The sequence below is a fragment of the Chryseobacterium cheonjiense genome (genome assembly GCF_012927265.1).
GTDB lineage: Bacteria > Bacteroidota > Bacteroidia > Flavobacteriales > Weeksellaceae > Chryseobacterium > Chryseobacterium cheonjiense.
This window is the reverse complement of record NZ_JABBGF010000001.1, coordinates 1,216,536-1,237,777: the sequence shown is the minus strand read 5'-3', so window position 1 is coordinate 1,237,777 and position 21,242 is coordinate 1,216,536. Positions and strand designations below refer to the sequence as shown.

General features: G+C 36.5%; 20 protein-coding genes. 9 read left to right on the top strand and 11 right to left on the bottom strand.

Features of this window, described 5'->3' with window-relative positions; translation table 11 throughout:
* Nucleotides 1-19 precede the first annotated feature (19 nt).
* Nucleotides 20-547 carry a hypothetical protein gene (locus tag HHL20_RS05730; protein WP_169230205.1) on the top strand — a complete coding sequence of 176 codons (528 nt, stop codon included), beginning with the start codon at nucleotides 20-22 and terminating at the stop codon, nucleotides 545-547.
* Between the two features lie 177 nt (nucleotides 548-724).
* Nucleotides 725-856 (top strand): hypothetical protein, encoded by a 132-nt coding sequence (locus tag HHL20_RS19620; RefSeq protein ID WP_262888414.1) that lies wholly within the window; start codon nucleotides 725-727, stop codon nucleotides 854-856.
* Between the two features lie 182 nt (nucleotides 857-1,038).
* Here the strand turns inward: HHL20_RS19620 and HHL20_RS05725 are convergent, their stop codons facing one another.
* Both HHL20_RS05725 and HHL20_RS05720 read right to left on the bottom strand, forming a co-directional pair.
* Complete coding sequence (locus tag HHL20_RS05725) at nucleotides 1,039-1,479, bottom strand: nuclear transport factor 2 family protein (RefSeq protein ID WP_317165984.1); 441 nt, start codon at nucleotides 1,477-1,479, stop codon at nucleotides 1,039-1,041.
* Nucleotides 1,480-1,569: 90 nt separating this feature from the next.
* Complete coding sequence (locus HHL20_RS05720; RefSeq protein ID WP_169230204.1) at nucleotides 1,570-2,571, bottom strand: NADP-dependent oxidoreductase; 1,002 nt, start codon at nucleotides 2,569-2,571, stop codon at nucleotides 1,570-1,572.
* Nucleotides 2,572-2,749: 178 nt separating this feature from the next.
* On the opposite strand from HHL20_RS05720, the gene HHL20_RS05715 reads away from it, so the two are divergent.
* The 5 genes from HHL20_RS05715 to HHL20_RS05695 all read left to right on the top strand — a co-directional run bounded on the left by HHL20_RS05715 (nucleotide 2,750) and on the right by HHL20_RS05695 (nucleotide 6,629).
* Nucleotides 2,750-3,106, top strand: a complete 357-nt coding sequence (locus tag HHL20_RS05715) for a winged helix-turn-helix transcriptional regulator (protein ID WP_228463100.1) — start codon at nucleotides 2,750-2,752, stop codon at nucleotides 3,104-3,106.
* Nucleotides 3,107-3,353: 247 nt separating this feature from the next.
* Complete coding sequence (locus tag HHL20_RS05710; protein WP_228463098.1) at nucleotides 3,354-4,298, top strand: sensor histidine kinase; 945 nt, start codon at nucleotides 3,354-3,356, stop codon at nucleotides 4,296-4,298.
* Entirely contained in the window at nucleotides 4,295-5,071 is a 777-nt protein-coding gene (locus HHL20_RS05705; RefSeq protein ID WP_194306229.1) for a LytR/AlgR family response regulator transcription factor, read from the top strand. The genes HHL20_RS05710 and HHL20_RS05705 overlap by 4 nt, the downstream gene beginning before the upstream one ends.
* Nucleotides 5,072-5,169: 98 nt before the next feature.
* On the top strand, nucleotides 5,170-5,553 hold the full coding sequence (locus HHL20_RS05700; RefSeq protein ID WP_169230202.1) for a hypothetical protein: 384 nt from the start codon (nucleotides 5,170-5,172) through the stop codon (nucleotides 5,551-5,553).
* Nucleotides 5,550-6,629 carry an alpha/beta hydrolase gene (locus tag HHL20_RS05695; protein ID WP_169230201.1) on the top strand — a complete coding sequence of 360 codons (1,080 nt, stop codon included), beginning with the start codon at nucleotides 5,550-5,552 and terminating at the stop codon, nucleotides 6,627-6,629. The genes HHL20_RS05700 and HHL20_RS05695 overlap by 4 nt, the downstream gene beginning before the upstream one ends.
* Before the next feature lie 218 nt (nucleotides 6,630-6,847).
* Here HHL20_RS05695 and HHL20_RS05690 read toward each other — a convergent pair whose 3' ends face one another.
* The 9 genes from HHL20_RS05690 to HHL20_RS05650 form a co-directional block, all read right to left on the bottom strand.
* Nucleotides 6,848-7,204 carry a hypothetical protein gene (locus HHL20_RS05690; protein WP_194306228.1) on the bottom strand — a complete coding sequence of 119 codons (357 nt, stop codon included), beginning with the start codon at nucleotides 7,202-7,204 and terminating at the stop codon, nucleotides 6,848-6,850.
* Nucleotides 7,205-7,927: 723 nt separating this feature from the next.
* Entirely contained in the window at nucleotides 7,928-8,449 is a 522-nt protein-coding gene (locus HHL20_RS05685) for a hypothetical protein (protein WP_169230200.1), read from the bottom strand.
* Between the two features lie 1,864 nt (nucleotides 8,450-10,313).
* Nucleotides 10,314-11,216, bottom strand: coding sequence for a helix-turn-helix domain-containing protein (locus HHL20_RS05680; protein WP_169230199.1), 903 nt, complete (start codon nucleotides 11,214-11,216; stop codon nucleotides 10,314-10,316).
* Between the two features lie 76 nt (nucleotides 11,217-11,292).
* Nucleotides 11,293-12,129, bottom strand: a complete 837-nt coding sequence (locus HHL20_RS05675) for an SDR family oxidoreductase (protein ID WP_169230198.1) — start codon at nucleotides 12,127-12,129, stop codon at nucleotides 11,293-11,295.
* Nucleotides 12,130-12,895: 766 nt separating this feature from the next.
* Nucleotides 12,896-13,237 (bottom strand): hypothetical protein, encoded by a 342-nt coding sequence (locus tag HHL20_RS05670; RefSeq protein WP_169230197.1) that lies wholly within the window; start codon nucleotides 13,235-13,237, stop codon nucleotides 12,896-12,898.
* A gap of 204 nt (nucleotides 13,238-13,441) precedes the next feature.
* Nucleotides 13,442-14,023 (bottom strand): TetR/AcrR family transcriptional regulator, encoded by a 582-nt coding sequence (locus HHL20_RS05665; RefSeq protein WP_169230196.1) that lies wholly within the window; start codon nucleotides 14,021-14,023, stop codon nucleotides 13,442-13,444.
* Between the two features lie 71 nt (nucleotides 14,024-14,094).
* On the bottom strand, nucleotides 14,095-14,847 hold the full coding sequence (locus HHL20_RS05660; RefSeq protein ID WP_169230195.1) for an SDR family oxidoreductase: 753 nt from the start codon (nucleotides 14,845-14,847) through the stop codon (nucleotides 14,095-14,097).
* 134 nt (nucleotides 14,848-14,981) lie between these two features.
* The gene (locus HHL20_RS05655; protein WP_169230194.1) at nucleotides 14,982-16,913 is read right to left on the bottom strand and encodes a sigma-54 dependent transcriptional regulator; all 1,932 of its coding nucleotides are present in this window, start codon (nucleotides 16,911-16,913) and stop codon (nucleotides 14,982-14,984) included.
* 4 nt (nucleotides 16,914-16,917) lie between these two features.
* Nucleotides 16,918-19,152, bottom strand: coding sequence for a histidine kinase dimerization/phosphoacceptor domain -containing protein (locus HHL20_RS05650; RefSeq protein WP_169230193.1), 2,235 nt, complete (start codon nucleotides 19,150-19,152; stop codon nucleotides 16,918-16,920).
* Between the two features lie 251 nt (nucleotides 19,153-19,403).
* Between HHL20_RS05650 and HHL20_RS05645 the strand changes: the two genes are divergently transcribed.
* Both HHL20_RS05645 and HHL20_RS05640 read left to right on the top strand, forming a co-directional pair.
* Nucleotides 19,404-20,192 carry an alpha/beta hydrolase gene (locus HHL20_RS05645; protein ID WP_169230192.1) on the top strand — a complete coding sequence of 263 codons (789 nt, stop codon included), beginning with the start codon at nucleotides 19,404-19,406 and terminating at the stop codon, nucleotides 20,190-20,192.
* A 29-nt stretch (nucleotides 20,193-20,221) separates the two neighbouring features.
* Nucleotides 20,222-21,232, top strand: a complete 1,011-nt coding sequence (locus HHL20_RS05640) for an alpha/beta fold hydrolase (protein ID WP_228463097.1) — start codon at nucleotides 20,222-20,224, stop codon at nucleotides 21,230-21,232.
* The last annotated feature ends 10 nt before the right edge of the window (nucleotides 21,233-21,242 follow it).

The window sequence follows — 21,242 nt, the reverse complement described above, 5'->3', positions numbered from 1 at the left end:
CCACAAAAAATATTACGACATGCTTACAGATGAAACAAAGCCTTCCGATTTTAAGAAAAGCGAGCAGGCAGATTATACTCATATAAAAGGCTGGGGAATAGATGCCGACCCTGAAAATGATCCTGTATATCCTATGAAAAAACGGACTAATGAAGAACATGACGGTTACGCATGGGATAGGCCTCAACAACAAGCTGAAGACGTTGAAATTTTAAAGTCCGTGGAACGGCCTAATTTAACTGCTGTTTTCGGTACTGCATCGCCACCGGAAGGTGTCAACGGAGCAATAAGAAAGATGGCCTTCCGTTACAGTGAATCCAGCTATGGAAGATGGCTTCCGCTTGTACTGGCAGACCGTGTAGGAGCCTTTGAAGGAATTATCAGCGATTTAAAAAACGGTCATATGCCCAATATCTTCGCCGAACGTGGCTGGGGCGCCGAATGGAAATACAACAGAAAGGGCTTTCTGGTGAAAGTGGCTTTAGCAGCTGCAGTGACTGCTGTTGCCATAAGCGTAATATCGTCAAAAAAGAAGGAAAACGATTGATCCGGTTCTAAAATTGACTTTGTTAGTCGGGTTTATCAGGATTTTAATTTGAAATTTTCAAAACAATCACAAACAGGACATATACATCGTGACCTATTTGATTTTTTTAAATCATTGGAAACGGCAGGGACGCTTCGTGAAGATACCTGTTTACATTAATTTTTAAATATATTTATTATGGGAATTAAACCAGGTCCAAAAAAAGTTGCCGAATCTACAGGTAAGTTAGATCAGCGCCAGAGAGATAATAAGGAAACGCCGAAGAACAAAACCACGCTTAAACCTCATCATCATAAAAAAGGGGATTAACGTAACGTTGTTTAAGGAAGCAATTTCCTAAAAAAGTAAAAATTCCGGCAATTGCCGGAATTTTTTTATGGTATTAAAGATTAATTAATTACTATAACATTACAAGAAATCAAATCTTGTATACTCATAGTATTAATTGTCGTCTTCAATAATGAATATGTAGGAGAAGGCGAGTTAAACGATTACTGTAATTCGGAAGAATGAATTTCGCATTTTTCTTGCCATAAAAAATCCCCCACACGCTTGTCAATAAACCATTGACTCCCCTGTCGGACATACTGATCATTGTAAACCGCTCCAATGATAGTCCTAATCTTCTTACCTTCTCGATCACTAATCAATGTAATCGTGCAATAACAGATGCCTGTGGCCTCATTTCCTTTGACGGTAAAAAAGGATTGTCCGTTAAAATGGTAAATGATCTCTACATCTTTAAGAAATTCTGCAAAAACCTTAGCCATGATGTCGCGACCTTTCAATTCCATAATAACTTTGCCCTCAGCTCTGGTTTTTGATAGGGCATTCTCTGTAAAAGCTTCACCTGATTGTTGAAATCTTTTTGGTCTCCTAAAATAGAAATCTTGTCCACGAGTTCTTTCAGCAGTATTTTGTCTTCTGTTAATGTCTTTTTCATTGAGTTATTATTAGAGTATAATATAAGCCAAGGCTTTTTTTGAACTCAGAAAGCCACTCTTTTAATGTTTGTTTAATAATTACCAATCTACAGTCAGGACGATCTTTCCCTGTATATGACCTCTGGCCGCTCTTTCATGAGATTGACGGGCCTGAGCTAATGGAAATGTACTGTCGATCACAACACGGATAACTCCCTGATCAAGTAAGGCTGCAAGTTCTGAAAGCTGCTTGCCATTGGCGCGTACCTGGGTTGCTGATACAGTGACCCCTAATCTTTCTGCTTCATCATGATCGGAAAACCCTAAAGGGAAGATCGGAAATAATGATCCGCCCGGTTTTAAGGTCTTTAAAAATCTACCTGTCCTGGGTCCTCCTACCGCATCAATAACCAGGTCGATATTTTTTAAGACTTCATCAGCATTTGTTTTGGTATAATCAATAAATTCATTGGCCCCAAGTTCTCTTACCAATTCTTCCTGTCGGCCGGAAGCTACGGCAATAACCCGGGCGCCTTTCCATTTGGCAAGCTGCACTGCGAAATGACCTACTCCACCCCCTGCTCCATTGATCAGTACGGTTTTACCTTCGAGAGAAACCGGGATGTGCTTATTCGGTTGAAGAGGATTCTGCTCATCGTGGCCAACCTCAACCATAAACTGCCAAGCGGTAAGGAGCGACATCGGAGCGCCGGCAGTATGGACGTGGTCAATACCGGCTGGTTTTAGAGCAAGTTCCGACACGGGTACATTAACGTATTCTGCGTAAGCCTGACTTGGGCCATAGCTTGGAAATCTCACCATCGAATACACTTCATCACCCACAGAGAATTCCTCCACATCATCGGCAACCGATTCAATGACTCCCGAAATGTCGGTACCCAGAATGATCGGGAAAGGGCCTTTCGGCTGCCATTCCGGAGGTAACATTTTGTATCCGTCCCGAAGATACCAGTCGGGTGGATTTAGGCCTATCGCATGCACTTTCACTCTTACCTCGCCTTTGTGTAATTCCGGAATAGGAGCATCTTCATATACCAATACTTCAGGACCTCCAAACTCATGCTGACGTACGGCTTTCATTGTTTTATTTTTTTCAAAATTGCTTTTGTTTTTATTTGATTGTTGCATCTTTAATTTTTTTAAAATGATGGCACAAAATTAATTTAATGGTATCTTTGTCACAAGTATGTACTTTTTGGTAATCTATATACTAAAAAGTATGTATTATTGAAAATCAATACATTAAATTTATAAAAAGATGAAAAATAAAATGACAACTGCTGAAACCGATCAGCAATGCGGGGTAGATTACGCGTTTAAAAGAATTGGAGGTAAATATAAGGGGAGAATATTGTGGCATCTTAATTCTAAGGAAGTGTTGCGTTATGGGGAACTGAGAAGAACATTGCCTGATATTACCACCAAAATGTTAACACAGACTTTAAGAGAACTTGAAGATGACCGTTTGATTACCCGGAAAGTGTACCACGAAGTACCACCAAAAGTAGAATATGCTTTAAGCGAAACCGGGATGGAGCTGATTCCCTTTATCAAGCATCTGCATCATTGGGGCAATAAGCAACTGGAGAAGGAAGGGACCTCTTGTGAACATTAATAAATTCTTAGTGAAATGTATGAATCGATGGAATGGCTTCTGTATTTTGATTATCTTAATTTTCATGTAATATAGTAATGGTATGATTCCTAACAAACATTTCACCGCCAGGTTTTGCCGTTTCAACCATTTATTATAGCATTGGTTGTAATATTTTACTTTCTTTGTACCCATGAATAAGAAGGAGAGAAAAATATATTTTTATAGTGCCTTTTTGATCACTCTGATAGTTAATTCTGCAAAACTGATGGCTTTAAACAGTGATGGGATTATTGCCCGGTACTGGCAGTTCGATATTGGAGAATATGCTTTCCAGTTTTTATATAATATGTTCTTCTGCCTTCTGTTATTTTATCTTAATCTTTCTGACGGCAAGTTTCTGAATGTGCTTAGGAAAAACAACCAATACCTGAAACTATACCTATTCAATGGTTTGTTGATTGTAGCAGCAATAATATTAGGAAGCATGCTCCATTCTTTACTTTTCGGTACTCATCCATTTCCGGGAGGCAGAATCAGAGGATACTTTGCCCGGTTTTTACTCAGCAGTATCATGATTGCTATAGTGATCCGTCTTATTCTTCTGATGCGTGAAAGCAGAAATAAAGACCTGATCAACGAACAGCTCAATTCCGCTTATCTGCAGGCTCAGCTGCAATTGCTTCGGGAGCAGCTTAACCCCCATTTTCTATTCAATACCCTGAGCAGCCTTTCTGCTATAACCAGGGAAAATCCGGATCTGGCTCAAAACTATATTCTCCATCTTTCAAAAATCTTCAGATACACATTGGTCTCTCCAGACAACAATCTGGTAATTCTCGGGCAGGAGCTTGAACATTTAAAATCCTATATCGAATTGGTAAAAATGCGGCTGGAAAATACTTTTCAGATTCATATCAATATCAGCGAAGCTATTATTAATAAGCAAATTCTTCATTTATCACTGCAGCCTTTGGTTGAAAATGCAGTAAAGCATAACAGCGCTACCCTTTCAAATCCTTTAACGGTAGAAATTTTTGAAAAAGATAAATGGCTCATTATTCAAAATAATCTCCAGCCAACCATTGGCGAGGCGGAAAATACCGGACTTGGACTTATCAACCTGAATGAAAGATACAGATTGCAAACGCATCATGAGATAGAGATCCATCAGACCGCAGAATATTTTATCGTAAAGCTTCCTTTATTATGAAAAATTTACAAATCGTCATCATTGAGGATGAATCTGCTACCGCAAGAAATCTGGAATATATCCTGAAAGAAATCAATCCCGAGATTCATATGGTGAAGACGCTGCAAAATATAGCAGAAGCGGTGGATTGGTTTGCTTTAAATGAGAGTGCTTATGATTTGATTTTTTCAGATATCCGCCTTTCCGATGGGTTATCTTTTGAAATCTTCAGACGCGTCAACATAAGAAAACCCGTTATTTTTGTTACAGCATATCATGATTATGCCATCGAAGCTTTCCGTAACAATGGCATTGATTATATCTTAAAACCTTTTGACAAGAAAGAAGTACAACGCACTTTATTTAAATACGATTTACTTATAGCATCTGTCTCAAATAATGAACATGCTGAAACAGGAATCCTGCTGCAAAAACTCACAAATACGGCAAAGAAGTATAAACAATCCTTTCTTATCCACTACCGTGGCAGGCTTATTCCTGTAGAAGCAGCTAAAATCAATTGGTTCCGCACCGCCAACGAGATGGTATACGCCCATGTGACCAATGGAATGCAATATATAGTGGAATTTACACTTGAACAGTTGGAAAATGACCTTGACCCGGCGCTCTTTTTCAGGGCTAACCGTCAATTCATTATTAACAAGAACGCCGTTGATGCCGTAGAATACTTTTTCAATGGGAGGCTACTTGTCAAAATACATCCGTTACCTCCGGAACAGGTCGTTGTCAGTAAGGCAAAAGCCATGCATTTTAGAAAGTGGCTGGATCAATGATGAATTTCACCCTGAAATTTAGCAGGTTCACCCTTTTTAATCTTAAAGAAAATCATCATTCTTGCTACATTTGTTTCATTAAAATTAAATTTTCCAAGATGATTTTAAAGCAAAAACTATGGCCGGTCTTTATTACAGCATTCCTTTGCATGACCTTTGTGAATCTTGAAGCACAGACAAAAAAATTAAAGGACAGTACTCCCGAACAACGTGCAAAGATGCTGACGGAGTGGATGACAAGTAAATTAGCATTAACCCCAAAGCAGGTAGAGCAGGTTTCTGCACTTAATCTTCAATATGCACGAAAGAATGATCCTATTCTGCAAAGTAACGAAGGTAAGCTCGTTAAATTTAAAAAACTGAAAGTTTTACAGAAAGAAAAATCCAATGCTCTGAGCCAGATTCTTGACCCAGGACAATACGAAAAATATCAGGAAATTAAAGATCAAATGGTTCAAAATATTAAAAATAAAAGAAAATGAAAACACTATTACATCTATGGGTAATTATTATATTTATTACCACTTCTGCATGTTCTCAGACTACTACCGAAACTGAAGAAGCCTCCCCTCTTCAGTCTAAGCTTGGCAACAGCCTTCAGGGACCGATACAAAAGCCTACATCAGGATATGGTTCAGACGGAAGCTATCAAGTAGCAGAAATTAACTTCACTAATCCACAGTATACGGCAACACAGGTTTCAATTTTCTATCCTCAGGGGATTACTTCTCCGAGACCTACTATATTCTTTTCGCATCCTTTTGGCGGCGAGGATAAAGATTATAATATAGAACTTTATAATTTTATTGCAAAGAAAGGTTATGTAGTGGTTTTTGTACCTTACCGGACTATTGACATAAGCGTTAATCACCGTTACCAGACGCTGTGGGAAGGTTTCACAAAAGCTGCGGCAGATTATCCCAACATTATTGATACTCAGAAAGTAGGTTTTATGGGACACTCATTTGGTGGAGGAGCCAGTATTGATCTTGCCTATAAGGCATTTACTGAAAAAGGCTGGGGACAGTACGGGCGCTTTCTTTTCACGATGGCACCCTGGTATTCTTTTAATTGGAACAGTCCGCTAAGCACCCAAGAGCAATTACAAAATTTTCCTTCAAATACCAAAATGATCACACAGGTATATGATGAGGATGATTTTAACGATCACAGAATGGCCATTGATATTTTTAAAAATATTAATATTCCTAATGCTGAAAAAGATTTCATTTACATTAAATCATCTACCGTTAACGGGTACAATTATGTAACAGACCATGCAATGCCAAGTTCGCGAACAACTTTTGACGCGCTGGACTATTATGGGGTATATCGTCTTTTGGATGCCATGATGGATTACAGTTTCAATGGAAACAGCAATGCCAAAAATACCGCTCTGGGCAATGGTTCCGCTGCGCAGATTACCATGCCTTCTTATAACGGACAATCGATGACTCCGCTGGAGGTCACAGATAATCCGGTACCGAAATACCTGCAAGCCAAATACCAGTTTAAATGCGGAGACACTACCAATCCTCGGGTTTCCTACTGCAATTGAAAGCATTGCTGAATACCTCAAACCTCAAAATCGCTGAAGTAAAAAAGGAGACCGTTATGGGGTCTCCTTTTCGTTTAGCCAGAATCTACTCTAAAATAGTTTTATTGCTCTGCAGACACGAAAAGCAAAAAATTATAGCCTTAGGAATTATTCAAGTTTCAGGGTTTTTTTATAGGACAAAAGAGCAAATAAGCCCAACAGCAGGCTGTGTTTAAAGTTTAGCTGTTTAGAAAAAGATACAGAGATTTTATTTTATCATCTTCAATAAATGCAATATCGGATCCTATGGCTACAGTCAGTTCGGGTGCTCCAAGTTTCCAACTGATATGCTGAACATTATGGTTGAATTTTGGAGATTCCGTAACAACGAATTCAAAATCGGGAGCCCATTCCTGCTGCAGTTTTCCGATGAGATTATTGATGGATTCGATGCCAACAAAAGGTTCGCTGTCGTTGCTTTCGTAAAAATGGATGTCAGGAGCGTAGATTTTCTCCATTAATGAAAGTCTTTCCGCAGAGTTACGGTTGTTCCAGATCATTAATAAGCTGTCCTGTAAAAGAATTGATGCATTCATAATAATAATTTTTAATGTTAATTTTAAATTGTAATCGCTAACATTACATTGGTAAAATTATAATTATCAGAAATCCTGAACGATGACATTTGTTAAGAAATGAGATTGACTTTTATTAAAAGATTTTTTATTACTCCTTAAAAAATCTTACGGATGCGGCTTAACCTTTCCATTGAAATCCCAAGATAACAAGCAATCAAACTCCCAGGAAAACGTCTCAGAATTCGGGATGTGATTTCACCAGATTATGTAACGCTCTTCAGCAATCAAACAGATGAAAGTAGGGATGCGTTTGGATTACTACTGTTCCTTTGTTGTCGGTTTCTCTGATCAATAAAATTTAGACATTTCCTGTTCAACACTTTACAATATAAACAAAATCACTTAACAGCAATAAATACAATATTCTGATCTTTAATCAACAAAAACCAATATAGATTAAATAATACTATACAAAAATTAAATATTATTACCTAATTCGGAAAATTCATAAATCTTATCGGCAAATTTGAAATTATTGTTAAAAGAGGACACCTAATTTAGCATCAGGAAATAAAAACAATTTCATTAGTATAAAATCTTTAATCCAACAATCATTACAATGAATGTGGATTTTTAGAAGCCGGCTAAATTGTGACCTTAATAATACTAACTACATTAAACGATTAACTTTATGAAAAAACCTTCATTTCCTGTAGCAGTTTTACTTTTTATAGAATATTATTACTGTGCAATAATCGTGTACGTAAGTTCACTTGTATATACTGTAGGATCCTGTCCTGCAATATAGTTATCCATGTAATCATTTGCTCCTGCACCTTTGTATTCAATACTGATTTTCTTATTGGCAGCTCCTACCGTAGACGTTACCAAAGTTGTTGCGTTTGCAGAAAGGGTGGCACCCTGTGCATATTGTGCTCCGTTTACAGGATCTGTACCTGCGCTGGCTTTAAGCTGAATCGTATTCGCTTTGATGTTTTTGCCTCCGTTTTGCAGAATAGCGTTAGCATTTTTAACCTTCACCTGAAATCCTCCGGTACTGAAGATGGTTAAATGATCTGTATTAAGTGAAGAAACTCCGTTTGCATAATCATCTTTCGTTATGTAGTCTAAGTTTACAATTTTCTGAGAATTGTTAACCACCAAAGTCTGGATTGGTTTTAACCTTACATTTAACTTAACGTTTTGTGCTCCGATTGTGATGAACCCTAATATCGCAACAGAAGCAAGCATACACTTTTTCATAAATGATTATAATCTTTTTATAGTTAACTCTAAATTTTGAAGGTGCAAATGTATAGACTTCCAACGACACGCTTATTGTAAAAAATGACGAATCTTTTGTACTTCTTTATGTCATCCAAGCAGGTTAGATTTTAACTCTCTGTAGTTACAAGTTTTTTTTCAGCATCAGGTAAATCGTGACCTATTTTGGTTTTTTTTGATACTGCGCTAAAACAAAAAACGCTGTAAACATAATGTTTACAGCGTTTTAGCTTATTTTGGTTTCTAACCTGGCGGAGAGTGAGGGATTTTGTGCCCATTCCTCATCGCTTTATGGATAAGATTTTCGCTGTAGTATCTCTGTGGATGGCCTTAAATAGGACATTGGCAAAAAAGTGGTAAAATCCTAATTTAAATTTTACGTAGTAAAACTAAAAATTTCTGCTCAAATTTGCAAGGAAAAAGTTCAAATTTTGAACAAGTTTTTTTAGAGTTCAAATAAAGAATTTAATCCTTCTTTTGCACCTGAAATTTCTCAGTTGAAATATTTCTAAAAGAAAACGAAGAAAAAAAATTTTAAAAAAAGAAAAAAGAAAAAAGAAAGCCTTTTGAAAATGAGAGTGTCATTCTGCCAAGGTTCTTCGGAAAAAAATCTTTGTGTAGATTTTTATACGTAAAGAGTTTTCTGAAAATCAGAAGGACTGCTCTTGTCAGAATTTAGATATTTGACTAGAGAGCGAATTATCTTTGCTTTCTGTTTTTTTATTTTTTATGAATACATGAAGACTAAAGTAAATGATGATTTACATTACTATTTTATTTAACTTTTACCTGACCTTTTACAAGTTACTTACATTCTGATTTTACGAGCATTATGTCAGATAATAGTGCTTGTAAATAAGGTTTATATTTATTAAAATTTGCAAATAGGAGAATTAAATCATATGACTGAAGAAGAAAATATACCGATTTGTGTAAATTGTGTTAAAGATGTGAGATATAAAAAATTGATTAGTGGACTTAATAATATTGATCTCTGTACTTGTTGTCAGGATAAAAATTATGTTATTGATACGGACAGTAATGAATTTATTCAAATGACAAAAGCTCTAATCAGGTATCATTACAATGAGTAGGATTATAATCATCATTTTGGCGGCGTTAACTTTTAATTTTTTTGAAAAAGATGATAACATATTTCTAAATAAATTCAATTTTAATGACTTAGGAGTCTACGAAGAATTGTTTGAAAGGATTAGTAATATAGAAGTTTACCAAGAATTTGATTAAGTTGTATCATTATTTACCGTATATTACGATGGTGAACATAATCCTTTACTAGAATCTATAAGATCAATACAAGATAATTCTATCATTAATATCAAAAACAAACTTATAACAGAAAATTATTTTAAGTAAAGATGAACTTATTAAAATAAATCTAATAGTAATTTAAACGACTTATTCAAAAGTATAAATTTTAATCATTCTTTGATTGTAAATCAAGAGTATGTTTGGGGTTAAAATTGTTGGCTAAAGCTTCAAGTTACAAACGACGGACAATCTGTTATTGAGGATTTTAAGATTGAACTTGACTTTGAGGGCGATTTCGAAAAAGTTGGCAAGATGTTGAAAGGTGAAGAGATCTTTTTTCCATTTTAGGAAACGAGAAAAAAATTCTAAAAATTACACAATTGTCCGACTGTGCGTATATATGTCTAAAAATATTACATATGTAGTCTTATTCTGTTCTAAATTTATGCATCATGCGATGGATAATGTAATACTATCTAGAGTAGCTGGGCTTACGGTGAGATCATTGACACGAATCAGAAGCACAGACTACAAAATCAATAAGCTATTTAACAATTCACGATCGAAGTAATCACTGCATTTCCCGGAACCGCATCGGTGTCATCTGCATATTCTTTCTGAAAAAATTATTAAAATGCGTAGCCTCTTTGAACCCTAGTGAATAGGCAATTTCGGAAACATTCCATTCGGTATGTCTTAATAAGATCTTTGCCTCCTGTAATAAACGTTCCGCAATAATCTCCGAAGTCGTTTTTTCAGTAATTTCTTTAACGGCGCGATTGAGATGATTAACATGGACAGAGAGCTGCCCCGCGAATTCAGAAGGTGAACGAAACTGGATCCGCTGCCTTGCATCTTCAATCGGAAACTGACGCTCTAACAGTTCCAAGAACAGATGAGTGATCCTCTGAGACGCATTAGCCTGCTGCTTTTCAGCTTTTGAAGCCGGTTTCATCTTAAGGGTATAGTGTAGCAGATCAAATACCCGGTTTCTCAACAGATCATATTTATGAGCATAATCTGAAACCAACTCAGTCTGCATTTTCCTGTAAACCTGCTTTACATCTTCCAGCTGCTCATCTGTAAGTTCAAAAACAGGTATGACGTCGGGTTTAAAAACTTCATAGTCGTTCAGATTTCCGAAATGATGGAAAAAAGCCGGCGTAAACACGCAAAAGAATCCCGCCTTATGATCATCAAGCCATTCAAACTTGTAAGGGATGTGCGGATTGGTAAAAAAGAGCGCCTGCTTTTGGATATCAATGACCTTGTCAGCATAATGAATCCGGTTTCGACCGATGATCAGGGTTATCTTAAAATAATCTTTCCGGCTATAAACCACCGGCTTAGCATTGTTACCGATGTACTCATCGATGGCAAAGACATTAAAGTGCCCCACCCCATTACGTATATTTTCAGGAACCCGATTAAATTTCGACCGGTAAAATTCTTCCAGTGACTGCATTTTTTCCATTGACTAAATATACGAAAATCAAACAAAAAAAACACTGCCACTTTAAAATGGCAGCGTTATTAATTCAGATGATCATTTAAAAATCGGTAGAAGAAGAAATGTCCTTATTACTTTCCAGTTCCTCTGATAGCAACTTTATCTTGTCCTGTGCACGATGGTAAGCATCACTTCCCAAATACAGGCGTACGGGCGGATTGGGATTCTGTACAAGATTGATTAAAACTTGGGCCAGCTTGTCGGGATCTCCGGCCTGCGCGCCGTTCATTACAGCGTATTTTTCGTGTGAAGCCCTGATCGCATCGTAGCCGTCAATTTTATTTTCAGCAAATACAAGGGAGCTTTCTTCCAGAAACTCGGTGCGGAAAGCACCCGGCGCCACCACCGTTACTTTAACACCTAACTCTTTCACATCTTCTGCCATGACCTCGGACAGTCCCATTACCGCATATTTTGTTGCGGCGTACATAGCCCATCCGATTCCCGGGGCAAATCCTGCAATTGATGAAATATTGATGATGTTTCCCGATTTTTGTTCTCTAAAATATGGCATGACCGACTGCATCGTCTTAATCACAGCCATCACGTTAATGTCAAAACTGTCCTTGATCTCTTCTTGGTTTAATTCTTCCACGGCCCCACCGATACCATAGCCTGCATTATTGACCAAAACGTCTATTCTCCCGAAGTGGCCAACAGTCTTTTCAAATGCTTTGCTAATAGATTTGCCGTTTGTCAGATCTACTTCCAACGGTAAAAACTGCTGTTTGTCAAAATCTCCGAGCGCCTCAGCTAAACTCCGGGATTTTCTGCTGGTTGCAGCAACCTTGTAACCGTCTTCGAGAAGTTTTTTGACTAATGAAAGCCCCATTCCTCTGGATGCTCCCGTTACGAACCATACTTTTTCTGTTTCCATACCTTGATTTTATTATGATACAAAATTAGATTGACTATCGAAATCTGTTGTAATTAAATCGAAACAATTGATTACGAAAATCAAATAATTGAGAAAATTTTAGTTTAATTAATTATTGAATACCAGAAGCACAATTCATTCTGATGAGAATAATGTAAAGTTGTTTTAAAAGATTATTCAACCGCATATGAAAGTATGTTGAAGGCCATAAAACAGCTTAAAGTCGGATTATTGACCTGAGCCTCAATACAAGAGGAAACTCTACACCGAAGCTCTTGGCCCTCTATGATTTTTTAGGCAACAATACAATCTGGGGATCGGCATAGTAGTTATTCACCTCTACAACTTCCCTCGGCATCCAGACATCATAACAAGTCAAATTACCGTCTCACAGATCTTCACAATGCTTTACATTCATGCCTCGTAGCAGTATACCGCCATCATGATTAGCATCTGCATAGTTCAGACGGACAATCCCCAGATGATCCGTATAATTGTAAATACACATATTTTTCTAAAAATCAAATACCCTTCCGAAGTCGGCACAAACTTTAATCTACCGCCTGCACAGGACAGCCTATACAATGATCTACCAGGGTGTCATACTGTGAACCATCCAGGTAATCGACTGTCTGCTGCCTATAAAAAAAGGATTTGTTGTAGACCTAGCCAGTTTGGTATCATCTGCCTGATATAAATGTTATTTTAATGACGAATATTCGCTTAACAGAATCTTTTGTGAAGCGAATTTGTATTTCGGTAGTTTTTATTTTACGATTCTATATCCGAAAACATCTGCTTTTTTTATATGAGCATTTTTAATTAGATCAATCGTCTGTTCATCATTTCCTTTAACAAGAATTGTTTTGTTTTTAAATTTTATTGAGACACTGTTGATGCCATATGAATCATATACTAATGGTATTTCTGCTTGTAAGCCTCTCCTGACTTCGACATAGCTTTTATCGGGATTTGCACTTTGTACATCTCCTCTTTCGATGGTATAAGTCTTAACAATAATATTTCCATATGTAAAAACTTTTTGTTCTATTTTCTTTGCACATGATGCTAAAAAAGAAGCGAACACTAACACTACGATGTTTTTCATGATTTATTTATATTTTCTAAAAAATCCTCCATAAATATAAGTCCCTGATAAAGTATGTTCTCCGTAATATGGGTCCCTCATTAAATGGCTTATCAACATCCAATTGATTAGAAAAACCTACTACAGGCATAACACTGTTATAAAATTGTGACGGATTGTCTCCTCCTAATGTCTTGTTCCTGTCATATTATGATGGTATATTTTCTACAATAAAGAAAGTATTGCTTTCACAATGTCATCGTAAACCTGTTTATCCATTTCTCCGCTTCTAGCCATAACTCGGATTCCAGCATAATTGTTAAAGATAAATCTAGCTAAAACTTTTGCATCCGTTCTATCGGAAATCTGTCCTAAATCCTGACCTTTCTGAATTGCATTTGTAAATACATTAACCATTGTATCTGTATTTTCCTGTACTATTTTAGCAATTGCAGAATCGTGCATTGCCAATTCAACAGAAGAATTGACCATAAAGCAGCCTTTCGTAATTCTATCTTCCAGACTTTCTATAATAGCTTGTTTAAAAATTGCTTGCAATGTATCTTTTATATTTTCTGAAGCGTTGAAAAGCTCGCTAATGGCATCCTGATTCTGCTTCTGGTACTTATCTAACGATTTTATAAATAACTTTTTTTTATCTCCAAACGTATCATAAAGGCTCGATCGACTTAACCCCAGATGAGTCACAAGATCCTGAGCCGAAGTGCCATTATAACCCTTATGCCAGAAAATTTCTATCGCTTTATTTAGAGCTCGTTCTTCATCAAATTCTTTTGTTCGTGCCATAATGCCAAATTAATTGAATAACAAATATAACAAAATAACGGAACATTCATTCCGTTATTTTAGCAAAAGAACTATACAACAGAATTGACAGTCAAACCGCCATCAACAATGATTTCCGTTCCAGTAATGAAGGATGAATCGTCTGAAGCGAGAAAGCCAACCGTTTTTGCAATTTCGGAAGATTGCGCAAAACGTTTCAGTAAAATTTTCTGTCCAAGAACTGCTCCTAAACCTTCCACTTCTTCTGTTGCCAATCCTAATTTTCCATAAAGTGGCGTTTCCACTGGTCCGGGCGAAACAGCATTAACTCTGATTTTTCTTGATGCCAATTCAGCTGCGAATACTTTATTCATAGAAAGAACAGCGGCTTTACTAGCAGCATAAACACTTGAATTGGGCATTGCCAAATGGGCATTTACTGAAGTATTAAAAATAATGGAGGCGCCGTCATTTAATATTGGTAATAGTTTTTGAAGTGTAAAATAAGTTCCTTTTACATTTACATTCATAATATTGTCGTAATGATGTTCAGAAGCTGCCTCTAAAGGTGCGAAAGCAGCAATACCTGCATTTAAAAATAAAATGTCAACTTTCCCGAACTGAGACGTGACCTGCTTTACAAGATCATCAATAGAATTCAGATCTGACTGATCAGCCTGAATTCCTGTTACACTGAGTTCATTTTCCGCTTCTTGAAGGGCTTCTTTGTTTCTTCCTGTTATTATTACTTTTGCACCTTTTGCTGATAATTCCGCGGCTGCCGCAAATCCGATTCCGCTATTTCCTCCTGTCACAATAGCCACCTTGTTTTCTAAATTTTTCATTTTGAATTGTTTTAATGATTAATTAATAAATTTTGATAAGGCAAAGGTAAATAACGGAACGCTCGTTCCAATTAACGTATGATAAGATTTTTTAATTTTTTCAAAATGTAATTTTTCAAGAAAAATTATAAGTTTTAAAAGTGATTTCGCTTGATGCCGAGCTTCAAAATCTTGGATGCAAGTGTAGTCGGAGGAACACCAAGAATTTTGGCTGCACCATCCTCACCTCTTATTCTTCCACCACATTTATTTAAAACATTGAGAATATGAGCTCTTTCATTTTCCTCTATCGTTTTATGCTGTCCAAAATCCTCATCAGCATGAAGGTTGTCTGAACTTGCTTTTACTGGTAATGGAATGAGATCTATATACTCACCTTTTGTCAGAATGACGCTTCTTTCAATCAGGTTTTCCAGTTCACGGATATTTCCCGGCCAATGATAACTGAGTAGGCTTTTCAACGATTCAGAAGAGAGATGTAATTCGTTTTTATTTAATTTTTCGCAGAATTTACGAATGAAATGTTGTGCTAAAATTCCGATATCATCCTTTCTTTCTCTTAAAGCAGGTAACTGCAATGGAAAGACACAAAGCCTATAATACAGATCGAGACGAAACCTTCCTTCAGCAACTTCTTTCTCAAGATTACGATTGGTGGCGGCAATAATTCGGATGTCTACTTTAATGGATCTGATGCTTCCCACACGCTCGATTTCTTTTTCCTGAAGAACCCTCAGTAATTTGACCTGAATATCCAAGGGAATCTCCCCTATCTCATCTAAAAATAAAGTGCCCTTGTTGGCCTGCTCGAATTTCCCGATATGCTGATGCAGAGCTCCTGTAAATGAACCTTTTTCGTGACCGAAAAGTTCTGTCTCTATCAGAGTGGCAGGTAGTGATGCACAGCTTATTTTGACGAAAGGCTGATTTTTTCTTGATGATAAACTGTGAATAGCAGTAGCAATTTTCTCCTTTCCTGTACCGCTTTCACCAGTAATTAAAATAGTAGTATCTGTTGGTGCAACCTGACTTATATTATCAAAAACGCTAAGTAAAGCAGGACTTTTTCCGATAATCCCTTCAAATTGATTTTCTAATGGTTTTAAGGTAATTGGTTTTTGACTTTCTTGGATTTGACTTGCAACAATATTTTCAACATTATAAATCAAATTATCCTGCAGTCTTTTGCAAATCCCCAGATGATTCTCATCAAACACAGCAGGATTCTTACTATAAAATGAGAATACAAATTTACCCTTTTTCGATATAGACAAAGGAATTGGAAGCGTTAGATTGGATTTCATTCCAAGATGATTTCCAATGATTTTATGAAGCGTCGGTTCCATTTTTTTCTTCTGGAATTCATATTCGTTATGATGAATTATTCTCTCTTCCATCATCGAATTTTTCAGAATCAATTCCAGTTCGTGAAGTTTTAAACTCATTAGTTCCTGCAAACTTTCCAAGGTGATTTTTTGATACTCACTAAAACCTGTTCTCAGAAAGCCTACAAAAAAATTCTTCGAAGTTTCGTCGGATACATAATTGGCAATCATCAGTTCGTAAGGAATTAAAGGCTGTAAAGCCATACAGATTTGCTTAAGATATTGATCCCAGGTTCCGAAATTGGAAATTAAGTCTTTGAGTTGTCTTTGAAATAATTGTTCTTTTCTAATAGAAGATTCTATACTATGCTTCTGATGATATCCTGCTATCTGCATCATTATCAAAAGATCCTGTTCACGAAATGGCTTTACAAGAAAGCCATAAGGATGTGTTGCTTTGGCGTCACGCAAAACATCCTGACCTGAGTTGGCTGATAAATAAATGAAGCCTATATCTTCTTCCTTCAAAAATTTCCCTAAATCGATTCCTGTGTCTTTACCTGTCAAAAAAATGTCTAATAATACAAGCCCCGGTTTCTCTTGGGCAATATTTTCTTTGGCATCGCTAACACTTCGTGCAATTCCCTGAACAGTGTATCCTGCGTTTTTCAACATCAATCTTAAGTGATTAGCTTCCACAAAATTATCTTCTACGATCAGGATTTTTGTATTTGTATTCATGATTCTAAATTGTAAAAATTAATTCGATTTTTGTTCCTGCTTCGTTACTGACGTGAAATTCTGCCATAATATCTTCGCTCAAACCTTTCATCAGCTTTAAACCTAAAGATTTCGAATTTTCAATATCGATGGGTTCAGGAATTCCCATTCCATTATCCCGAACTGTAAGATGAAATTTATCGTTTTCTTTATTAAGATTTATGGTAATGACGCCTTCATTATTACCTGGAAAGGCATATTTGATGGAATTGGTCACCGCTTCATTTAAAATCAGACCGATCGGTACAGAATGTGATAAGGGAAAATCTACTTTATCAATATTGAGAGCAAATCTGATCTGTTTTCTTACGTCAAAAGAATCAGATAAATAATACGTAAGATCCAATATATAGGATGGCATATCGATCATCGAAAGATTTTCAGACTGATACAGTTTATTATGAATCATCGACATCGCCTCTACCCTTCTCTGGCTTTCCAAATTAGCTTCGATAGCTTCTTTACCTTCCAGATATTCGTTTTGACTTGCTAATAACCCAACAACCATATGCAAATTATTTTTTACCCGGTGATGGATTTCCCGCAACAGCCATTCTTTTTCTGTGATGGCATTATTTAATGAGATATTGGTCTGTTTAATTTGATCCTGCTGTGTACTGAGCATTAAGTTATTTCTCTGCTTCAGACGATATGCTCTGTAAAGAAAACATACAAAAACCATTAAAACGATGAAACCTCCCAACATAATATTCCTGGTCAACGACGCTTTTTCGAGGCTGGCATTCTGTAAGGTAGACTTACTGGTTAGGTCGCTGATGTATCTGTCCTTCTTTTCAGTTTCATAAAGTACATTCAACTTACTGATTTCCTTTGCTTTTTTTTCGTCAAAATGTCTCTTACTGAATTTCACATATTCCTTGTAATGCTCCAATGCGGGCTTTAAATCTCCTCTTGCCGAATCTATTTTATATTCCCAAAGATTAAAATCGGCAAAATAACTGTCCTTATTAATTTTTCTGCAGATATTATATTGAAGCTGGTTGTAAAATTCAGCCTTTTCATAGTTTTTCAGAGCTAAATTAAGATCAACTAAAGTGGTATATATTAAAGCCAGAATATCATAATCATGTACGGACGAAATATTGTGCAATAATTTTTTCTGGTAAGGAATTGCTTTATCGTACTGTTTCTTATGTAAAAAAATCCTGATCGTAATACAATCTAATTTAAAAGAATTGCCCTTACCAATAGTCTTATATTTCTTTTTTATCGTGGTAATTAGTGCTAAAGCATCGTCGTAATGACCGGTTTTTAGCATTGTGCGCGAAATATTTCCCACAATTGCTTTAATGTCATCGGTATTTTTAAATTTTTCAGCGATTTGCAAAGATTTCTGATAATACAGTAAAGCATTAGTATAGTCTGTCATTTCTTCGTACGCCATTCCAATTCTATTGTAAATCACATCATTAAATTCTTTTCTATCACCGAGTGTTTCGTTGGTATAGAGCGCCAGAAAACAATATTTCAGTCCTTCCTTATAATCTCCTAAAAAAATATAAGCTGCACCCATCAGATCATATAGGTACTGTAAATTTTTATAGTTAGTCTGTTGATATAGGGACAGTGACTTTTTTAAGCATTTAATAGATTCAACTCCATTTCCCAACAAAAGATAGATATCCCCTTTTTCCCTGTAGCAGTCTCCGATTCGATGTTTATTTCCTGACTTTTCAAAATAGCTGATTGCTTTGTCGAGATAAAATATACGGTCATCGTATTTTAATCCCATCAGAGTTTTGCTGGACCAGATCATTATCCAGGATTCTCCGAGGAGATTATATTCATTAATATTTTTGAGATTATTTATCGCAGCAACAGCGTAAGAATAGCTCTTAACCAGATGATTATCGTGCTGCTCAAGCATAGAACTCAATAAATAAGTTGCTCCAATACCTTTCTTGTATTTGAGTTTTTTACTGAGCGCAAATGCTTTATTAGAATAATGGATTGCCTTTGTAACAGGTGCAAGATTATATTTGTCTCTTTCAAAGTAAAAATTTCCTAATGCTAAAAGCATGTCTACCTTTTCGTTATTGTCATCAAGATATTTCAATCGTTTTTCTGCCTGCTCAACATTGTATTTGGTAATAACAATACTTTTCGCTTCAATATAGAAAGGGAGAAAAGTAAAAATTAAAACCATTAAAAAGTTGGTAAATCGTAAATATGAGTTCATTAGCTTCTGAGGATTTCACACTATAAAATATAAGGCTAAATTACAATTTAAAGCATTGAAATACAATGCATAATAAGAAAAAAAATCAATTTTTCAACCAACGAAATAATGCTGCAATTTTTCGTTTTACAACGAAATATCGTTGGATTAGAAATTCAGATAAAATCACAAATAACTGATTATAAACCCATTAAACATAATGCCCAATTTTTGTGAAGAGTGTTGGTATAACAACCATATTAAACCCAGTTATGCAAACAAATCACCGAAAAACCATCTTATTTATTACAGGAGCCTTTGTCAGCAATGAATGTTGGAACGAATGGAAAGACTTCTTCAATAACAAAGGATACAAAACCATTGCTCCACCCTGGCCATTCAAAGATGCATCTCCCGAGATACTCCGAAAAAGACATCCGGATGCAGAAGTAGCATCTATAAGACTTGCTCAATTGATTGATCATTTTGGAGAAATTGCCAGATCATTTGATGAAAAACCCATTATTATTGGTCATTCAATCGGTGGTTTGATTGGTCAAATCTTAAATCAAAAAGATTTAGCGTCATCAGTTGTGGCGATTCATTCGGTTCCTCCGCAAGGTATAATGACTTTCAAGTTTTCTTTTATGAAGGCAGGTTGGGGACCGCTGGGATTTTTCACTTCAATAAAAAAAACCTTTCAGATGAGCTTTCCACAATGGCAATACGCTTTTGCCAACGGGCTTCCCCTAGAATGGCAGGAAAAAGGTTATCAGCAATTGTCAATTCCGGAGTCTAAGCTGGTTGTAAGAGATACAATTACATCCGTAGCAAAAGTAGACTTCAGCAGGCCGCATGCTCCCATACTCTTTATTGCAGGTGAAAATGATCACACCATTCCCAGACAGTTGAATTTCGATAATTATAAAAAATACAGCGATAGAAGTTCGGTAACCGACTTTAAAGCTTTTCCGGACAGGAATCACTTCGTATTAGGCCAGCCGGGCTGGCAGGAAATCGCACTCTACATTTCAGAATGGCTTCAGGATAATAAAAATTAAAAAATTATAACTCATTCAAATTATCAATTATGAAATCACTCATTAAAAATCTAAAACAGAAAAACAGTACGCTTTTTTTAAGCTTATTAGCAATCAACTTCTTTATGCTGACTTCTTTCAGTACATCGGATGTTACCTCAAAGACAGATTCAGTAAAGACAAAAACTTCATTGGTTAAAACTGATCCTAAGCCCGCCAATCCGCCTGCTAATTTCAAACACCAGACCGCCGTGGTAAATGGGGTTAAAATCCATTATGTGATTGGCGGAAAAGGAGAACCTTTGGTATTGATTCACGGTTTTGGTCAAAACTGGTTTATGTGGAACCGTCTTCTTCCTGAACTTTCTAAACATTTCACCGTGATTGCACCCGATTTGAGAGGTGTTGGTGAATCTGATAAACCGGCCGGAGGTTATGACAAAAAAAATATGGCGAAAGACATCCACGAACTTGTGAAAAAATTAGGTTACAACAAGATCAATCTTGCGGGACATGATATCGGTTTGATGGTGGCTTATGCATATGCCGCTCAATACGGTGACGAAGTTAGAAAAGTGGCTTTGATGGATGCTTTATTACCAGGAATCGAACCGGTTTGGTCTCAGGTTTCAGCTTCAGCGTGGTGGTTTGGCTTTTTCGCCTGGCCTGCTTCGGGGGATATTGTGACCGGAAAAGAAAAAGAATATCTTACCAATTTCTGGCCGGTTGTAGGTCATGCAAAAGACCCCTTCACAGCTGAAGAAACGGAAGAATTTATCCGTGCGTACTCTGTAAAAAACGGGGCGAGATCAAGTTTCAAATGGTTTGCCAACTTCCCTCAGGATGGAAAAGACAATTTGGTCTTGATGCAAACGAAATTAAAAATGCCATTGCTGGCGATGGGCGGAGAATATTTTGCGGCAGCATTCTTAAAAGACCATTCTAAATTGGTAGCAGACAATGTAACCGAATCTAAAATTGCGGGCGCCGGACATTGGATTGTTCAGGAAAATACCGCTCAGGTACAAAAAGATCTACTGGCATTTTTCCTTTCAAAATAACCTTTGACAA

Bases quoted from the DNA above. Each gene is read 5' to 3' on its own strand.
- HHL20_RS05730 (WP_169230205.1), top strand. From the start codon at position 20: ATGCTTACAGATGAAACAAAGCCTTCCGATTTTAAGAAAAGCGAGCAG.
- HHL20_RS19620 (WP_262888414.1), top strand. From the start codon at position 725: ATGGGAATTAAACCAGGTCCAAAAAAAGTTGCCGAATCTACAGGTAAG.
- HHL20_RS05720 (WP_169230204.1), bottom strand. From the start codon at position 2,571: ATGAAAGCCGTACGTCAGCATGAGTTTGGAGGTCCTGAAGTATTGGTA.
- HHL20_RS05715 (WP_228463100.1), top strand. From the start codon at position 2,750: ATGAAAAATAAAATGACAACTGCTGAAACCGATCAGCAATGCGGGGTA.
- HHL20_RS05710 (WP_228463098.1), top strand. From the start codon at position 3,354: ATGGCTTTAAACAGTGATGGGATTATTGCCCGGTACTGGCAGTTCGAT.
- HHL20_RS05705 (WP_194306229.1), top strand. From the start codon at position 4,295: ATGAAAAATTTACAAATCGTCATCATTGAGGATGAATCTGCTACCGCA.
- HHL20_RS05700 (WP_169230202.1), top strand. From the start codon at position 5,170: ATGATTTTAAAGCAAAAACTATGGCCGGTCTTTATTACAGCATTCCTT.
- HHL20_RS05695 (WP_169230201.1), top strand. From the start codon at position 5,550: ATGAAAACACTATTACATCTATGGGTAATTATTATATTTATTACCACT.
- HHL20_RS05690 (WP_194306228.1), bottom strand. From the start codon at position 7,204: ATGAATGCATCAATTCTTTTACAGGACAGCTTATTAATGATCTGGAAC.
- HHL20_RS05685 (WP_169230200.1), bottom strand. From the start codon at position 8,449: ATGAAAAAGTGTATGCTTGCTTCTGTTGCGATATTAGGGTTCATCACA.
- HHL20_RS05680 (WP_169230199.1), bottom strand. From the start codon at position 11,216: ATGGAAAAAATGCAGTCACTGGAAGAATTTTACCGGTCGAAATTTAAT.
- HHL20_RS05675 (WP_169230198.1), bottom strand. From the start codon at position 12,129: ATGGAAACAGAAAAAGTATGGTTCGTAACGGGAGCATCCAGAGGAATG.
- HHL20_RS05670 (WP_169230197.1), bottom strand. From the start codon at position 13,237: ATGAAAAACATCGTAGTGTTAGTGTTCGCTTCTTTTTTAGCATCATGT.
- HHL20_RS05665 (WP_169230196.1), bottom strand. From the start codon at position 14,023: ATGGCACGAACAAAAGAATTTGATGAAGAACGAGCTCTAAATAAAGCG.
- HHL20_RS05660 (WP_169230195.1), bottom strand. From the start codon at position 14,847: ATGAAAAATTTAGAAAACAAGGTGGCTATTGTGACAGGAGGAAATAGC.
- HHL20_RS05655 (WP_169230194.1), bottom strand. From the start codon at position 16,913: ATGAATACAAATACAAAAATCCTGATCGTAGAAGATAATTTTGTGGAA.
- HHL20_RS05650 (WP_169230193.1), bottom strand. From the start codon at position 19,152: ATGAACTCATATTTACGATTTACCAACTTTTTAATGGTTTTAATTTTT.
- HHL20_RS05645 (WP_169230192.1), top strand. From the start codon at position 19,404: ATGCAAACAAATCACCGAAAAACCATCTTATTTATTACAGGAGCCTTT.
- HHL20_RS05640 (WP_228463097.1), top strand. From the start codon at position 20,222: ATGAAATCACTCATTAAAAATCTAAAACAGAAAAACAGTACGCTTTTT.